Below are 16639 nucleotides of genomic sequence, written 5' to 3'. Positions count from 1 at the left end.
CTTGTAGGTACCGCGGAGGATGTCCGCGGCACCCCCGCGCCCTACACTCGGCAGTGCCCTCCCGATCACCACGTAAGGCCCCACGAGTGTTCAACCACGCATCCTTCATCTGGGGTGCCGCGGACATCCTCCGCGGTACCTACAAGCAGCACGAGTACGGGGATGTGATCCTGCCGTTCACGGTTCTCTTCCGCCTGGACGCTGTGCTGGCCCCCACCAAGGACGCTGTGCTCGAAGCGATCGGCCATGACCTCGGGGGGGGGGAGCCGTCGCTCGGAATGCTCCGGAATCGTGCCGGTCACCCGTACACGTTCTTCAATCGCTCACGCCATGACCTGAAAACTCTCCAGGGCGATCCGGACAACCTGGAGGAGAACCTCCGGGACTACGTCAACGCGTTCTCCCCGAACGTGCGGGAGATCTTCCAGAAGTACCGCTTCGAGGACACCATCGTGGACCTCGCCAACCACGACCTCCTGCTGCAGATCCTCCAGCACTTCTCCAAGGCCAACCTCCACCCGGACGCCGTCAGCAACGACCAGATGGGCCACATCTTCGAGGAGCTGATCCGCAAGTTCGCGGAGTCCTCCAACGAGACCGCGGGTGAGCACTTCACCCCGCGCGAGGTCATCGACCTAATGGTCACCCTGCTGCTCACGGACGATGCGGACCTCACCGTCCCCGGCCTGATCCGCGAGGTGTACGACCCCACGGCCGGCACCGGAGGCATGCTCTCCGTGGCGGACGACAAGATCACCGCCCTGAACCCATCCGCCCGGGTGAACCTGCTGGGCCAGGAGATCAACCCCGCGTCCTACGCCATCTGCAAGGCGGACATGGTGGTCAAGGGCCAGCCGATCGACAACATCGTGCTGGGCAACACCCTCACCGAGCCCGCGTTCCGGGGCCGCACCTTCCACTACTGCCTCTCCAACCCGCCGTTCGGGGTGGACTGGAAGCAGAACCGCAAGGAGGTGGAGCGCGAGCACACGGTCGCGGGCTTCGGCGGCCGTTTCGGCCCGGGCCTGCCCCGCGTCTCGGACGGCTCGCTGCTGTTCCTCATGCACATGATCTCCAAGATGCGCGAGCCGGGCTCCGCGGACGAGAACCAGGCAGCCGGCCGCGCGGCCATCGTGCTCAACGGTTCCCCGCTGTTCACGGGCGGCGCGGGCTCCGGCGAGTCGAACATCCGCAAGTGGGTCCTGGAGAACGACTACCTGGAGGCCATCATCGGCCTGCCCACGGACATGTTCTACAACACGGGCATCTCCACCTACGTGTGGCTGCTGTCCAAGGACAAGCCCGAGGAACGCCGCGGCAAGGTCCAGCTGATCGACGCCACGGACATGTTCGTCAAGATGCGCAAATCGGTGGGCTCCAAGCGCAAGCAGCTCTCCGCGGATAACATCGCGGAGATCGCCCGGCTGTACCGGGACTTCGCGGAGACCAAACACTCCAAGATCTTCCGCACCGAGGACTTCTTCTACCGCACCATCACGGTGGAGCGCCCGCTCAAACTCAACTTCGCGTGCACACCCGAGCGCATCGAGCGCGTCATGGCCGCCAAGCAGGTCTCCAGGCTCCCTGACGACGACGCCGCTGCGCTCCGTTCCGCACTCACCGGCCTGTCCCAGCGTGGAGACGGCACGGTCAGCACCAACCGCGCGCGGTTCACCAATGAGTTCATGGCAGCCGCCACCGAAGCGGGTCTGCGATTGAAACCGGCTCTGGTGAAGGTGATCGTGAACGAGCTGAGCGAGCGGGACGAGGAGGGCGAGCTGCAGACCGGCCGCCTCAACCAGCCCGAGGCGGACTCCACGTTGCGGGACACCGAGAACGTGCCCTGGGACGAGGACATTCACGAGTACCTGGACCGCGAGGTCAAGCCCTTTGTGCCCGACGCGTGGATCGACGAGTCCAAGACCAAGGAGGGCGCGGAGATCCCCTTCACCCGCCACTTCTACGAGTACGTCCCGCCCCGCCCGCTGGAGGAGATCGACCGCGACCTGGACGAGGTCCTGGGCCGCATCCGCGCGCGCCTGGAAGAGGTGAAGCGGTGAAAAACGTGCCACTGAAATATCTGGCTAACGTAACTCTGGGAAAGATGTTGCAGAGCGGCGATGCCCCTGCTGGCCAGGAGATGCGACCGTACCTTAAAGCATCGAATATCGCCGAGCATGGACTGTCTCTATTTAGGGTTTCCGAAATGCCTTTTTCACCGTCGGAGATGACCCATCTGTCGATTTTAGAAAATGACGTGCTCGTAGTAGAGGGTGGTTCAATCGGGCGAAGTGTCCACATTCGACAGGACATGCCAGGAGTTCACTTTCAGAACTCTATCAATAGAGTCCGTCCCCGTATTGATGCTGATGGGCGGTATATAAAGTACGCCATCGAGATGCACCTGGACAGCGGGTATTTTCACTCCGTTACAAACCAGGCGACCATTCGCCACCTAACGGCAGAAAAACTGGCCGCGACACCAATACCGCTCCATACCGAAACTGAAATGACTCGGGTGGCCGACTACCTCGACCACGAGACCAGGGAAATCGATGCTTTCATTGGCGACCTCCACGCATTCACAACGCTCCTCCGGGAGGGCCAGACCGCTGATCGTTCAGACTTGATGCGTCCTTACTTTTCGAATGCGACTCGCTGTGACTTTCGTGGTGGCATTGCGGAGATTGACAGTAAGGCTGGGCCTAGTGCCCGTGCGGAATTTCTTCTATCCGTGTCCATCACACTGGGTGCGTACCGATGGCAAGAAAGGAGCGACGGGAGCGAAGCAAAATCGGAGGATTTATCCCGTTACAAACGCGTGCAGAAGGGTGACCTAGTTCTTAATCGAATGCGGGCGTTCCAAGGAGCGGTTGGCGTTTCACAGTGGGATGGCATCACGAGTCCGGATTACGCAGTCCTCCGCACCGCTCCTAATCTTTTGCCGCTTTTTGCAGAATACCTTATGCGCAGCGACATGTTTCTGCATGAGATCCGGAAACGACTGCGGGGAATTGGTTCAGATGACAATGGCCAAGTAAGAACCCCGCGAGTGAGTGTGTGGGACCTCAAACGCATTCCCGTCCACATTCCCCCGCTGGATGAGCAAAATGTGATTGTCAGTCGCCTCGTGGATGCCTCGATGACTACTGAGGAGCGGCTCGAAGATGCCCGTCTAGCTGTAGCCCTCGCCCGCGAGCGCCGCGCCGCCCTCATCACGGCCGCCGTCACGGGCCAGATCGACGTCACCGCCCGACACAAGCCGGCCGCGGAGCAGCTGGAAGACGACATCGCGCAGGGTCTGCACAGGGAGAACTAGGGAGAGCCCATGAGTCAGCAGCACCAGGAGAAGAAGCTCCAGCAGGAGATCGCCACCTACCTCTCGGAGCACGGGTGGCTCCACTCCTCCACCTCGGAGGGGTACGACAAGGAGCGCGCCGTCTTCCCGGAGGACGTCCTGGGCTGGCTCGAGGACACGGACCCGGAGAACTTCGCCAAGGTCGTCCCGCCCCACGGTGACGATGCCGCCCGGGCCAAGGGTGAGCGTCGCGTCCTGGACCGGCTCACCAGTCAGCTCTCCCAGCCCGAGCGGGACGGCGGCGGGGTGCTGAACGTGCTCCGCAAGGGGTTCATGGTGCCCGGTGCACGCCGCTTCAAGATGCTGCAGATGCCCCCGGCGGATGACCGCAACCCCCAGATTGCCGCGCGCTACGCCCAGAACCGGCTGCGCGTGGTCCAGGAGGTCGTCTACTCCACCCGCAAGGCGGACCGGATCGACCTGGTGTTCTTCCTCAACGGCCTGCCGGTGGCCACGGTGGAGATCAAGACCGACTTCACCCAGTCGCTCCAAGCCGCGATCAAGCAGTACGAAAACGACCGCACGCCCGCCGGTGAGCCCCTGCTGACCCCGTTCCGGGGCGCACTCGTGCACTTCGCGCTCACGGACCACGACGTCTACATGACCACCGAGTTGAAGGGCCCGGGGACGTCGTTCCTGCCCTTCAACCGCGGCCACCACAACGGCGCGGGCAACCCGCCCAACCCGCACGGTGCGCGCTCCTCGTACTTCTGGGAGGAGACCCTGCAGCGGGACACGTGGCTGAGCATCCTCACCAAGTTCGTGTACGTGAACCACCAGAAGAAGGTGGATCCGCGCACGGGTGCGGAGATCGACCGTGCTCAGATCCGCTTCCCCCGCTACCACCAGTGGCGCGCGGTCAGCCGGCTCACCGCCGCGGCCCGTGAGGACGGCCCGGGTCACAAGTACCTCATCCAGCACTCCGCCGGTTCCGGCAAGACAGATTCGATTGCGTGGACCGCCCACCGCATGGCCACGCTCCACACGGCTGCGGGTGAGAAGGTGTTCGACACCGTCTTCGTGATCGCGGACCGCCAGGTGCTGGACCGCCAGCTGCAGGACGCCGTGGACCAGCTGGTCAACAGCACGGGTCAGTTCCAGCCCATCACCTCGGGCTCGGAGGGTTCCAAGACCGGGCAGCTCATCGAGGCGCTCTCGGCGGGGGTGCCCATCATCGGCGTGACCCTGCAGACCTTCCCCTATGCGCTGTCCCAGATCCGCGAGAAGGGCGGCTCGTTCGAGGGCAAGCGCTTTGCGGTGATTGCGGACGAGGCCCACTCCTCGCAGTCCGGCAATGCGGCCAGCGCGGTCAAGGAGCTGCTGTACCTCAACGATCCCACCGCGGCCACGGGCACCGACTCCCCCGCGGTGGACGAGAACGGCGAGCTGGAACCCGGCGCCGAGCAGGACGCCCTGGTCCGTATGGCCGCCCAGGCGGACGACGGCCACCGGATCAGCTACTTCGCGTTCACCGCGACCCCCAAGGCCAAGACCATCGAGCTCTTCGGCACCCCCAACGAGGCGGGCAAGAAGGAACCGTTCGACCTCTACTCCATGAAGCAGGCCATCCAGGAGGGCTTCATCCTGGACGTGCTGAAGAACTACACCACCTACGAGCGCGTGGCCAAGATCGCGCTGCGGGGTTCGGACCCCGCGAACGTGCCCGGCGGAAACGGGACGGGCGGCAGGGAGGGCGCGGGAGCGGCGTCGTCGTCCGGGGAGAGTGCGGATGGCGGCGAGGTGGACGTGCGCCGGGGCACGCGCGCATACATCGGATTTGTGGAGCTGCACCCCACGAACGTGAGCTCCAAGGTGGACGTGATCGTCAAGCACTACCTCACCACTGTGCAGCCCGCGCTGAACGGGCGCGGCAAGGCCATGGTGGTCACCGGCTCGCGCGCGGCCGCGGTGCAGTACCAGCGCGCGTTCCAGCGCCACATCGAGCGCGAGAACCTGCCGCTGAAGACCTTAGTGGCGTTCTCCGGCGCGCTGCCGGACCCGGACGTGGCGGTGATCGGGGACGGCGAGCGCCCCGAGGTGACCGAGGCGTCCATGAACCCGGACGTGCGCGGGCGGGACCTCGCGGCGGTGTTCAATCAGGACGACCAGAACATCCTGATCGTCGCGAACAAGTACCAGACCGGCTTCGATCAACCGCTGCTGGTTGGCATGTACGTGGACAAGCAGCTCTCCGGCATCGCCGCCGTGCAGACGCTGTCCCGGCTCAACCGCCGCATGGACGGCAAGACGGACACGTACGTGCTGGACTTCGTGAACGATCCGGACCAGATCCTCGCCGCGTTCCAGGAGTACTACGAGGACGCGGAGATCAAGACCCCCTCGGACCTGGACCTGGTGATCAAGCAGCTGGAGAAGCTCAAGGCCGCCGCCATCTTCACGGACGCGGAGGTGGACCAGGTGTGGGACGCGTGGAACCACGTCCACGGCCGGCACACCGCACTGCTCCCGGGCCTGGACCCCGCTGTCTCCCGTTTCATGGACCGCTGGGAGCGCGCGGGCGACGACGCCGCGGAGCGGGACACGCTCGAGGAGTTCCGTTCCCTGCTGGGCCAGTACGTGACGTCCTACGCGTTCTTCTCGCAGATCCTCAACTTCGGGGACCCGGAGTTCGTCAAGCTCTCCGTGTTCGCGGACCTGCTGGGGCGCCAGCTCAACGCCAGGCTGGACACCGAGATCCCCGAGACGGTCACCGCGGAGGACGTGGTGCTCACGCACTACCACCTGGAGAAGCAGCGCGAAGAAGACTTGAAATTACAGGAAGACCAGGCCGAGGGGCTGCGCGGGCTCACCGAGGTGGGCATGAGCAAGCAGGCGGAGCGCGAACGCGCCGCCAAGGCCGAGCTGGTGGAGAAGGTGAACAAGTACCTGGGCGGGCTGGATGCCTCGGACGAGTACAAGGTCACCTCCGTGGACCTGTGGCTCACCCCGGCCCAGGAGAACGAGAACCTCCGTCAGCAGGCCCGCAACAACACGCCAGCGGACTTCGCCCGCTCCCCCGAGCTGCGGGTGGTGCTGGAGGACAGCGTGTGGCGGCACAACGACCTCTCCGAGAAGTTCGCGAAGCTCCTGCAGGACATGCCCACCGACGAGCTGGTGTCCCTGGCCATGGCGGCGGGGTTCTACGAGCGGCTGCGAGGGCAGGCGGGGTAGGGCGCGGGGCGTCCGGGATGGCTGGGCCTCCGTGGTGTCTGGGCTGCCGTGGTGTCTGGCGACCGTGTGCTGGCCGTCTTCTCGGCAGACGTTTCCGGCTGAGGGCGGGCGGGGGCGCGGCAGACGGCCAACGGCCGGGGAGAGTGGCCGTTCGGCTGATGCGCTGTCCGCTCGGGTCTGTCAGCGTGAAGGAAGACCAGCCCACGCCTCGCGCCATGCGGGGCCAGCACCCGAGGAGCGCCCGTGAACCAGATCGAGAAATTCCTGCCCGGGATCATCTCCCTGCTGTGCGTGGTGGTCGCGCTGCTCCTGCAGTTCGTGTGGCACGAGAGCACCTGGGCTCTCATGATGGGGCTGCTGGGGCTCACGATCGGCCAGATTCCCGCACCGGGCACGGCGGCCCGCAAGCGGGCGGCGCAGGAAGCCGCGCGAAACCGTGAGGAGCGCAGGGTCCGGGACCAGCGGCGTCGTCTGCTGGCGGATGTGCAGGCCTATCGCCACACCGTGGCAGAAGGGGAGGCCACAGATGCACGGCACTGACACCGAGCGCGATGAGTCGAGACGCCATCCAACCGCTGATCAGCCTCGAACGGGGGAACTACAGCCTCAGACGCCGCGGGCGGAGGATCTCTGCCAGGCGCCCGTCGAATCTACGATGAAGACATGAACGAGACGTTCCCCTGGATGCAGGACCTCTCCCCGCAGGGGCGGGCGGACTGCGCACATGACATCCTGCAGGCCGCACGGCTGTCGTCCTCAACCGGGCAGCCGCACCTGGCCGTCGCCGAACTCACGTCGTGGAAGGAAACAGCCACCGCCCTGGCCGCTGGTCTTCGCAACGACCCCGTGGAGTGGCTCGATGACGAAGAACCCGTCGAGCGGCCCATCAAGGGTTGAGGATCTCCGGCCTTTTCCCGCAGGTGCATGCACGGAAGGGTGCCTGAGGCCCACCTCAGTGGCTGGGCCCGAACCTTTCGCGCCGCGCCATGAGCGCACTTCCAGAGACCGCCATCGGCACTCACCCGTGTCGCAACCCGGCCCGGCGTTGCCCGCCCCAACCACCACTGATACCCGTTACGCATAAAACTCGCGAGTAAGTGTCGTGGATCACTCCATGGCTGTATGACTGAGAACCTCCGGTTCCCCTGGCCGCACCCTCTTGGGCAGGAAGCAGGGCCCGGTGGATCCGTCGGACCAGTTCAGTGGAGGCACCATGCCGCGTACCCTCAACCGCCGCGCGCTCCTGGCCGCAGCGGCGTCGTTACCCGTACTGGCCGGCGTGGCCGGGTGCTCGGGCGGCTCGACGGCCGCCGGTGGCTCCCAGCAGCTCGTGTGGTCCACGTTCGGAGTGGGCACGGGCACGTACAACGACCTCGCCGCGGTGGCCAACACCCTGACCCAGAAGACGGGTCGGCAGATCCGGCTGATGACCTCGGACACCGGCATCGGGCGCCTGGCGCCGCTGATCAACGGGACGGCACAGTACTCGCGAACGAGCGACGAGTACTACTACGCGTTCGAAGGCAACGACGAATTCGCAGCGGAACGGTGGGGACCGCAACGGTTACGCCTGGTCTGGAGCCCGCCAGGAAACTACGGTCTCTTGGTCCGCAAAGACAGCGGAATCAGAAGTGTCAGTGAATTGCGAGGCAAGAAGGTGCCTAAGCTGATCGGAATTTCTTCCGCTGCGAAGAAAATCGAGGCGATTTTGAACTATGGCGGTCTCACGAGTGAGGACGTAAGCATGGTTGATATTGCCTACAGCGCCCAGATTGAGGCCCTAAAGACGGGCAAGATCGACACGCTGTATCAAAACGTAGTGGGAGCCAATGTGTCCGAACTTGCGTCACAGTACCCCATCGAGTGGCTGGACATGGGCGGCTCCGACCCATCTAAGTATGCGACCTGGGAGGACCTGGCGCCCACCACCAAGCCCGGGAAATTTTCAGAAGGAGCAGGCCTAGAAAAGGGGCAGACTGTTACCAATATGCAGTACACTATTCCGCTGGTGACCCTGGCCGACCGCCCGTCGGATGAGGTGTCCCGTCTAGTGCAGGACATGGATGAAAACTTTGAGTACTACAAGAACACCACGCCGGACGCCCACCGTTTTGCTGCGAACGAAATCCAGCTTACCCCGCTGGTTATTCCGTTCCATGACGCGATGGTGCAATTTCTGATTGACAAGAAACGATGGAACGCGGACTTGCAATCACGACAAACGGCACTCGTGGAGCGCGAGCGCCTCATGCTGGACGCGTGGCCAGATTTTTGGAGCAATCAAACGGATAAAAATCCGCGTCGAAAGCTTGGGTGGACTGGAAGAAGGCCAACCTGCCCGAGCTCCCTCGAGTTCCTGGCACACTTCCTGGTCAACAACCGTCTACCACTACCTCTGGAGGGCAGGCATGAAGTCTCCGCAGAAATCTTCTGCCCTCCATAGCGAAGGATGCGCACCGATTGCAGAATACCCACCAAGCTATGGGGACCTCGGTAACTTTAATTCTGTGAATGTCGACCACGCGGCCACCCCTTCACTCCCTTCGGAAATATCGTTGCATGTCTCGAGTCCACGCCTAACACCTTTCTGGCGCACTATCATTATCGCCTTAACCGCACTTGGCATCTTACTGACCATGAATCAGGTGTTTTTTTGGAATCTTGGGGGAATTGCAATTCCATCCAACTCGTTCCTTTATCTTCTGCTTGCCATATTTGTTCCTATCGTGTTTATCGCAACCCCTCTCAGGAAGCCCCGACCAGGGGTTCCAGATACGCTGAGTCGTTCAGGCGTCCCCTGGTATGACATAGTAATTATCCTGTTGGTAGTCGGCAGTTGTGCATATTTCGCCTGGCACGGTCTGGAGATTCAGGTTTACGGCTGGCAGTTCATAGCCCCCACCCTGGCCACCGTGCTGAGCTTCGTGTTCTGGGCCCTGATCCTGGAGACCCTGCGCCGGGCCGCCGGGTGGGTGGTGCTGGTCATCGCATTCCTGTTCTCCGTGTACCCCCTGTTCGCGGGGATCATCCCGCTGTCGTTCCTGCAGGGCATCTCCTACGACCTGCCCACCCTGGCCCAGGTGCACACTATGGGCGTGGACAGCGTGCTGGGCCTTCCCCTGCAGACCGCAGGCACCATCCTGGTGGGCTTCCTCCTGTTCGGCGTGGTGCTGCAGCACACCGGCGGTGCGGACTTCTTCCACGAGCTGTCCATGGCCGTGTTCGGCCGCTACCGCGGCGGTTCCGCCAAGGTGGCCGTGGCGAGCTCTGCCGCCATGGGCATGATGAGCGGCTCGGCGGTGTCCAACGTGCTGACCACGGGACCCATGACCATCCCGGCCATGAAGCGCTCCGGGTTCAGTGCCCGGGTGGCCGGCGCCGTGGAGGCCACCGCGTCCTCCGGCGGCTCCATCACCCCGCCCATCATGGGCACTGCCGCGTTCCTCATGGTCTCCTTCGTGGGCGTGCCCTACACCTCCATCCTGGTGGCAGCCACGATCCCCGCGATCCTCTACTTCCTGGGCATCTTCCTGCAGATCGACGGCTACGCCGCCCAGCGCGGGCTGCGGGGCACGCCCAAGAACCTGCTCCCCCGTGCCCGCCACGCCCTGGCCATGGGCTGGCCGTACATCGGGGCGCTGGCCGTGCTCACGGTGCTGCTGTTCACCACGGACTCCGAGGCCCAGGTGCCCTACTGGGTGGTGGCCATCCTGCTGCTGATCGCCCTGATCAAACCCAGCGTCACGTTCGGCCCCCGCCAGTGGGTGGACATGGGCGTGGACGTGGGCAAAACACTCGCGCAGATCGTGGGGATCATCGCGGGTGTGGGCCTGATCCTGGGCGGGCTCACCGCCACGGGCGTGGCGCTGTCCCTGTCCCGCGACCTGGTGGCCCTGGTGGGCGACAACGTGGTGCTCATCCTGATCGCCGGCGCCGTGGTGTGCTTCGTGCTCGGCATGGGGCTCACGATCTCCGCCGCGTACGTGTTCCTGGCCATCGTGATGGTCCCGGCCGTCACGGCTCTGGGCGTGGACCCGATCGCCGCGCACCTGTTCGTCATCTACTGGGCCTCGGTCTCCTACATCACCCCGCCCGTGGGGCTCGCGGCGTTCGCGGCGGCCGGCATCTCCAAGGCCTCCCCCATGGCCACGTGCTTCTCCGCCATGAAGCTCGGCGCGGTGAAGTACGTGGTGCCGTTCGGGTTCGCGCTCAACCCCGCTCTGGTGGCCCAGGGGGAGCCGATGCACATCGTGCTGGCCTTCCTCTCCAGCCTGGTGGCGGTCTACGCGATCGCCGGGGCCATGGGCGGGTGGCTCACGTTCGTGGAGCGGCAGCTGCCCGTGTACCTGCGGGTCGTTCTCGCCGTGGGCGGATTCATGATGTTCCTGCCCGGCGTGCTCGTCACGGTCATCGGCCTCGCCCTCGTGGTCGCCGCGGCCGCGCTGGCGCGCCTCAGGAAGCCCCGCCCCGTCGTCGACCCGGAAACCGGGGAGATCACCCGGGTTCCCCAGGGCGCGTGACCGGCCGCCGAGTGCAACCCCCGAGCGCATTGCCCGCACCGCACCGGATTGATGCCGGATCGGAATGAATCCCCCACGAGTGCGGCCCGCGTCACCCTCGCGCGGTATGAAAGAAGGTGACGACGAGCGCGGGCCGCACGATCCCGCACGAGCACAGCAAGGAGAACGCCCCATGAGCACAGAGAACACCGACGTCCTGACCGTGGACGTCACGGACGGGATCGCCCTGGTCACCGTGAACCGGCCGGAGGTGCGCAACGCGATCAACGCCACCGTGCTGCGGGCCATCACCGAGACCCTCGCGCAGCTCGCGGAGGACGACGGCGTGCAGGTCCTGATCTTCACGGGCGCCGGGGACAAGGCGTTCGTGGCGGGCGCGGACATCAACGAGCTCGCGGTGCGCACGCCCAAGGACGGGCTGAAGGCCACCATGCAGGGCGTGTACGAACAGGTGGAGCAGTTCCCCAAGCCCACCATCGCGGCCGTGAACGGCTACGCGTTCGGCGGCGGGCACGAGCTGGCCCTGGCGTGCGACATCCGCGTGGCCTCCACCAACGCGCAGTTCGCGCTGCCCGAGACCGGGCTGGGCATCATGCCCGCCGCGGGCGGCACGCAGCGCCTGGCCAAGCTCGTGGGCCTGGGCCGGGCCACCGAGATCGTGCTCACCGGGCGCCGGGTGAAGGCCGAGGACGCCCTGGCCATGGGACTCGTGACCCAGGTGGTGGAGCCGGACCAGCTGCTGGACACCGCCCGCGAGACGGCGCACGCCATCATGGCCAAGGGCCCGCTGGCCATCCAGCTGGCCAAGACCGTGATCCGCCACGGCTTCGACGTGGACCACCAGACCGGGATCCTGCTGGAGCGCCTGGCCCAGTCCGTGCTCTACAGCAGCGCGGAGAAGGCCGAGGGAACCACCGCGTTCCTGGAGAAGCGCACCCCGGATTTCCGCACGGCGGCACAGAAGGACGCGCCTCAGCAAACGCCTCAGAACGCACAGAAGGACGTGAGCAAGTGAGCGAGAACCCGTTGCAGGAGATCCAGCACATCACCGTGGTCGGCGCCGGGGCCATGGGCTCCCAGATCGCCATGGTGTGCGCCCTGGCGGGCTACGACACGGACGTGGTGGACATCAAGCAGGAGGCCGTGGACCGCGCGTCCGAGCAGCTGCACTCCCGCATGGACCGGGACGTCAGCAAGGGCCGCCGCACCCAGCAGGACGTGGACGCAGCCTTCGAGCGCCTGACGTTCTCCACGGACCGGGACGCGTGCGCCGCGCAGGCGGACTTCGTGATCGAGGCCGCGGTGGAGGACCTCACCATCAAGCGCCAGGTCTTCGCAGAGCTGGATGCGGTGTGCCCCGAGCACACCATCCTGGCCACGAACTCCTCCAACATCGTGTCCTCGCGGGTGGCGGACGCCACCCACCGCCCGGAGAAGGTGTGCAACGTGCACTTCTTCAACCCGGCGCTGGTGATGAAGTGCGTGGAGGTGGTCCCGCACGAGGGCACCTCCCGCGAGACCGTGGAGACCGCCATGGAGCTGGCCCGCTCGATCGGCAAGGCCCCCGTGGAGCTCAAGAAGGAGGTCCCGGGCTTCGTGGCCAACCGCCTGCTGGGCGCACTGCGCTCCGAGGCGCTGAAGCTCTACGAGGACGGTGTGGCGGACTACAAGGACATCGACGTGGCCGCCAAGACCGCCCTGAACCACCCCATGGGTCCGTTCGAGCTCATGGACATGGTGGGCATCGACGTGGTCTACCTGATCCGCCTGGCCGAGTACGAGCAGACGGGCGATCCAGCGAGCCTCCCCGCGGAGTCCGTCAAGGAGAAGTACGAGGCCGGTGACTACGGCCGCAAGACCGGCCACGGCTGGTACGACTACGAGTAGGACCTGTCAGCTCCCGGGAACCTCTGCGGCCTGGCCGCGGGGGTCCCCGTACAAGTTCCGGGCGAGGTTCACCACAGCATGCAGGGCCGGGTTCGGATCTGCGGCGCGCCACACGAGCTGCACGTCTAGCGGGCGTTGCTGTCCAGTGAGCGCCCTGAAAACCACACCGTCCGAGGACACGTTGTCCCGCACGCTGTCCAGGCTCAGAGCACAGCCGATCTGGGCGGCTACCAGCACCACGAGCGTCCACGAATCCGGCGCCACCTGGGCCACGCGCGGGACGAAGCCCGCAGCGGTGGCCAGCGATATGAGCCGGTTCTGCAACGCCGCCCCGGGGCCGGTGGGCAACACCACCCAGGACTCGTCCGCGAGCTCAGCGATATCTACACGCGGGGCCTCGGCCAGGCGGTGGTTGCTGGGTAGCACCACCATGACCTCCTCACGGCCGAGGACACACGAGCGCAGCTCCGCGGGGATGAAGTCCCAGCGCCCGATCGCAACGTCTAGGGCGCCGTCCAGCACCTTCTCGAGAGCGGTGTGGGAGAACTGTGAGCCGTGCAGCTCCATGTGCACCCCCGGGCGGTGGGTGCGGATGTGGCGGGCAAGCTCCCCCACTTTGCGGTTGATGGAAGCGCCCGCGAAGCCCAGGCGCACCCTGCCGGTCTCCCCCGCCACGGATTTCGCCACCGCGGCTCGCGCCTGCTCCGAGGCCGCCACGAGTGCCTTCGCGGGATCCACCAGCGCCGCGCCGGCCGGAGTAAGGGACACCTGACGGGTACTGCGCTCGAACAGTTCGGTGCCCAGGGACTTCTCGATGTTCTTGATCAGCCGACTGAGGGGAGGTTGCGCGATCCGGAGGTTTGCTGCCGCCCGCCCGAAATGCAGCTCCTCCGCCACAGCCAGGAACGCGCGTGCCTCGTGAACTTCCATGGCGCGAGACTACGGGATTGTTGTCAAATACGCATCAACGGACCGGTTTTTCTGTATTGGACAGAACCCAATAGCGGTGGTTTTGTGGGGTAAAACACATCTACTGGTGGAGGATTCATGACCCTCAGCACAACGTCCTCGGCCGAAGGACCCCTCAGCGGCATTGTTGTCGCAGACTTCTCGCGCATCTTGGCCGGGCCCTACTGCACCATGTTGCTTGCGGACATGGGCGCCACCGTGATCAAGGTGGAGGGACCCACCGGGGATGACACCAGACTGTACAAGCCCCCGAGCTTCCGCGGCATCGGGACCTACTACCTGTCCGTAAACCGCAACAAGCACTCAGTAGTGCTTGATCTTAAGGACCCTGCGGATCGAGAGACCGCGTACGAGATCATCGACGCTGCGGACGTGTTCATCGAGAACTTCAAACCGGGAGGTCTCGCGCAGTTCGGTCTGGACGCCGCCTCCGTGGCCGAACGGTGGCCGGAGCTCGTGCACGCGAGCATCACCGGATTCGGCACGGATGGTGGTGCCCACCTGCCTGGATACGACCTTCTCGTCCAGGGAGTGTCCGGGTTCATGTCCGTGACCGGGTTCCCCGACGGGCCTCCCCAACGTGGAGGAGTGGCACTGTTCGACGTAATCACCGGACTGCATGCCGCTGTGGCCGTCCTTGGTGCACTGCAGGAGCGTACGCGCTCCGGGCGCGGCCAGCATGTTGAACTGGATCTGTTCTCCGCAGCACTGTCTGGACTGGTCAATCAGACCACAGGCTATGCCGCGTGCGGCAATGATCCGCAGCGCCTGGGCAATGAGCACCCCAGCCTCTTCCCCTATGGCCCCTTCCCCACCGCGGACAAAGATCTCATTATCACGGTGGCCAACGATTCCCAATTCACGCGCTTCTCCACCGTCCTGGACATGCCCGACCTCATCCAGGACCCCCGATTCGACAGCGTGGAGCACCGCAATGACCACCGCGAGGAGCTGCGTCCCCTGCTCAACGAGGCCCTCGCCCGGGACACGGCGGAAGCCTGGGCGCAGCGACTACAGGCCGAGGGCGTGCCGTGCGCGCCCATCCTGACCGTCCCCGAGGGTGTGCAGTATGCCGAGTCCCTCGGACTGCACCCGGTGGTCCAGGTAGGACGAGGCGAGGAGACCGTGCCCCTCATCAAGAACCCCGTCAGCTACAGCCGCACCCCGGTCACTTACGACAAGGCGCCACCCGCCCTCGACGCAGACCGCGAGGCCGTTATGCAGTGGCTCCGCTCCCACCGAAAGGACCCATCATGAGCGAACTGCTCGAGAACCCCGACTTCTTCCTCCTGGACCAGGAGCTCTCCGCCGAGGAGACCGCCCTGCGGGACCGCGTGCGGGCCTACGGCCGGGAGCACGTGCTGCCCACCATCAACGAGGCGTGGGAGGCCGGTGAGCATCCCCTGCCCGTGTTCCAGGGCCTCGCGGACCTGGGCATCGTGGGCACGTTCATCGAGGGCTACGGCTGCCCGGGGCTCTCCCGCCAGGCGGCTGGCCTGGTCGCCCGGGAGATGGGCCGGATCGACGGCTCCGTGAACACGTTCTTCGGCGTGCACTCCAACCTGTGCATGGGCAGCATCTACATGCTCGGCAACGAGGAGCAGCGCCAGCGGTGGCTGCCCACCATGGCAAGGATCGAGAAGACCGGGGCCTTCGCCCTCACCGAGCCCACCCACGGCTCGGACTCCGTCTCCCTGGAGACCTCCGCGCGCCGGGACGGGGACCACTGGGTGCTCAACGGGCACAAGCGCTGGATCGGCAACGGCCACGCCGCGGACGTGATCGTCCTCTACGCGCGGGACGAGGCGGACGGGCAGGTCAAGTGCTTCGTGGTGGAGAAGCAGGCGGGCGGCCAGTACCCGCAGGGCTACCGCCCCGAGGTCATCGCCGGCAAGATCGGCAAGCGCGCCATCAACCAGGCGGACATCGTGATCGAGGACCTGCGGATCGCGGACGAGAACCGCCTGGAGAACTGCCACAGCTTCAAGGACGTCAATAAAGTGCTCAAGGCCACGCGCGGTGGTGCGTCCTGGGAGGCCGTGGGCCACGGCATGGCGGCATTCGAGATCGCCGCCAACTACGCCCTGGAGCGCGAGCAGTTCGGCATGCCGATCGCCAACTACCAGCTGGTGCAGGAGCGCCTGGCCACCATGCTCTCGGACCTGACCTCCCTGCAGCTGATGTGCACCCGTATGGCCCAGCTGCAGGAGAACGACCAGCTCACGGACGCCATGGCCTCACTGGTGAAGATGACCACGTCCCGCAAGGCCCTGGACATGTGCCGCACCGCCCGGGACATGCTGGGTGGCAACGGGCTGCTGCTGGAGAACCACATCGGCCGCCACCTCACGGACATGGAGGTGGTCTCCACGTACGAGGGCACGGACTCCGTCCAGGCACTCATCGTGGGCCGCGCCATCACGGGGGTCTCCGCGTTCACGCGCTCCCGCCGCTGATCCCGGGGCGCGGCTCTGCAGACCACGCCCCGTCGCCGCCCCAGGCCCGCGTCCCCGGACCGCGCGCCCGCGGCTGGTTCCGGCGCCGAGCTCCCCGGAGTGCGCGCCCGCGGTTGATGCCCATCCCGATGCCCGGGGCCCGGTTCGCTCCGAGCGGGCGTCCAGCACCGTGACGTGCGGCTCACAGCCGGGTCCCGGCGGATCGTGCCACCATGGAGGGCCGGGTCCACCATCTCCGAGGGGACCCGCCCGCTGTCTTCCGATGAGGTCCGCCGTCC

12 protein-coding genes are annotated in these 16639 nt (G+C 65.6%); 11 read left to right on the top strand and 1 reads right to left on the bottom strand.

From position 1 onward, the window contains the following. Positions 1-86: 86 nt before the first annotated feature. From QL985_RS10100 to QL985_RS10060, 9 genes are all read left to right on the top strand, one after another. Positions 87-2060 carry a class I SAM-dependent DNA methyltransferase gene (locus tag QL985_RS10100; RefSeq protein ID WP_290147775.1) on the top strand — a complete coding sequence of 658 codons (1974 nt, stop codon included), beginning with the start codon at positions 87-89 and terminating at the stop codon, positions 2058-2060. Next, on the top strand, positions 2057-3319 hold the full coding sequence (locus QL985_RS10095) for a hypothetical protein (RefSeq protein ID WP_259905512.1): 1263 nt from the start codon (positions 2057-2059) through the stop codon (positions 3317-3319). Before QL985_RS10100 ends, QL985_RS10095 begins: the two co-directional genes overlap by 4 nt. Positions 3320-3328: 9 nt before the next feature. Continuing rightward, complete coding sequence (locus tag QL985_RS10090) at positions 3329-6529, top strand: type I restriction endonuclease (protein WP_259905509.1); 3201 nt, start codon at positions 3329-3331, stop codon at positions 6527-6529. A gap of 243 nt (positions 6530-6772) precedes the next feature. Continuing rightward, positions 6773-7069: a hypothetical protein gene (locus tag QL985_RS10085; RefSeq protein WP_259905507.1), complete on the top strand. Its 297-nt coding sequence runs from the start codon at positions 6773-6775 to the stop codon at positions 7067-7069. A 123-nt stretch (positions 7070-7192) separates the two neighbouring features. Continuing rightward, positions 7193-7426 (top strand): hypothetical protein, encoded by a 234-nt coding sequence (locus tag QL985_RS10080; RefSeq protein ID WP_311199820.1) that lies wholly within the window; start codon positions 7193-7195, stop codon positions 7424-7426. 283 nt (positions 7427-7709) lie between these two features. Further along, entirely contained in the window at positions 7710-8972 is a 1263-nt protein-coding gene (locus tag QL985_RS10075; RefSeq protein WP_290147774.1) for a TAXI family TRAP transporter solute-binding subunit, read from the top strand. Then, a complete protein-coding gene (locus QL985_RS10070) occupies positions 8938-11049 on the top strand; it encodes a TRAP transporter permease (RefSeq protein WP_259905505.1) in 2112 nt (703 codons plus the stop codon). The genes QL985_RS10075 and QL985_RS10070 overlap by 35 nt, the downstream gene beginning before the upstream one ends. Positions 11050-11221: 172 nt before the next feature. After that, a complete protein-coding gene (locus tag QL985_RS10065; RefSeq protein ID WP_259905504.1) occupies positions 11222-12064 on the top strand; it encodes an enoyl-CoA hydratase-related protein in 843 nt (280 codons plus the stop codon). Beyond that, positions 12061-12936 carry a 3-hydroxyacyl-CoA dehydrogenase family protein gene (locus tag QL985_RS10060; protein WP_259905503.1) on the top strand — a complete coding sequence of 292 codons (876 nt, stop codon included), beginning with the start codon at positions 12061-12063 and terminating at the stop codon, positions 12934-12936. Before QL985_RS10065 ends, QL985_RS10060 begins: the two co-directional genes overlap by 4 nt. Positions 12937-12942: 6 nt before the next feature. Here QL985_RS10060 and QL985_RS10055 read toward each other — a convergent pair whose 3' ends face one another. Then, complete coding sequence (locus QL985_RS10055; protein ID WP_259905502.1) at positions 12943-13866, bottom strand: LysR substrate-binding domain-containing protein; 924 nt, start codon at positions 13864-13866, stop codon at positions 12943-12945. Between the two features lie 117 nt (positions 13867-13983). Here QL985_RS10055 and QL985_RS10050 point away from each other — a divergent pair, with 117 nt between their 5' ends. Further along, positions 13984-15162, top strand: coding sequence for a CoA transferase (locus QL985_RS10050; RefSeq protein ID WP_259905501.1), 1179 nt, complete (start codon positions 13984-13986; stop codon positions 15160-15162). Continuing rightward, positions 15159-16361, top strand: a complete 1203-nt coding sequence (locus tag QL985_RS10045; protein WP_259905500.1) for an acyl-CoA dehydrogenase family protein — start codon at positions 15159-15161, stop codon at positions 16359-16361. Before QL985_RS10050 ends, QL985_RS10045 begins: the two co-directional genes overlap by 4 nt. Positions 16362-16639: the final 278 nt, after the last annotated feature.

This window comes from Kocuria sp. APC 4018 (genome assembly GCF_030407675.1).
Taxonomy (GTDB): domain Bacteria; phylum Actinomycetota; class Actinomycetes; order Actinomycetales; family Micrococcaceae; genus Kocuria; species Kocuria rhizophila.
The sequence above is the reverse complement of the archived record's forward strand: the minus strand, read 5'-3'. Positions and strand labels throughout refer to the sequence as shown.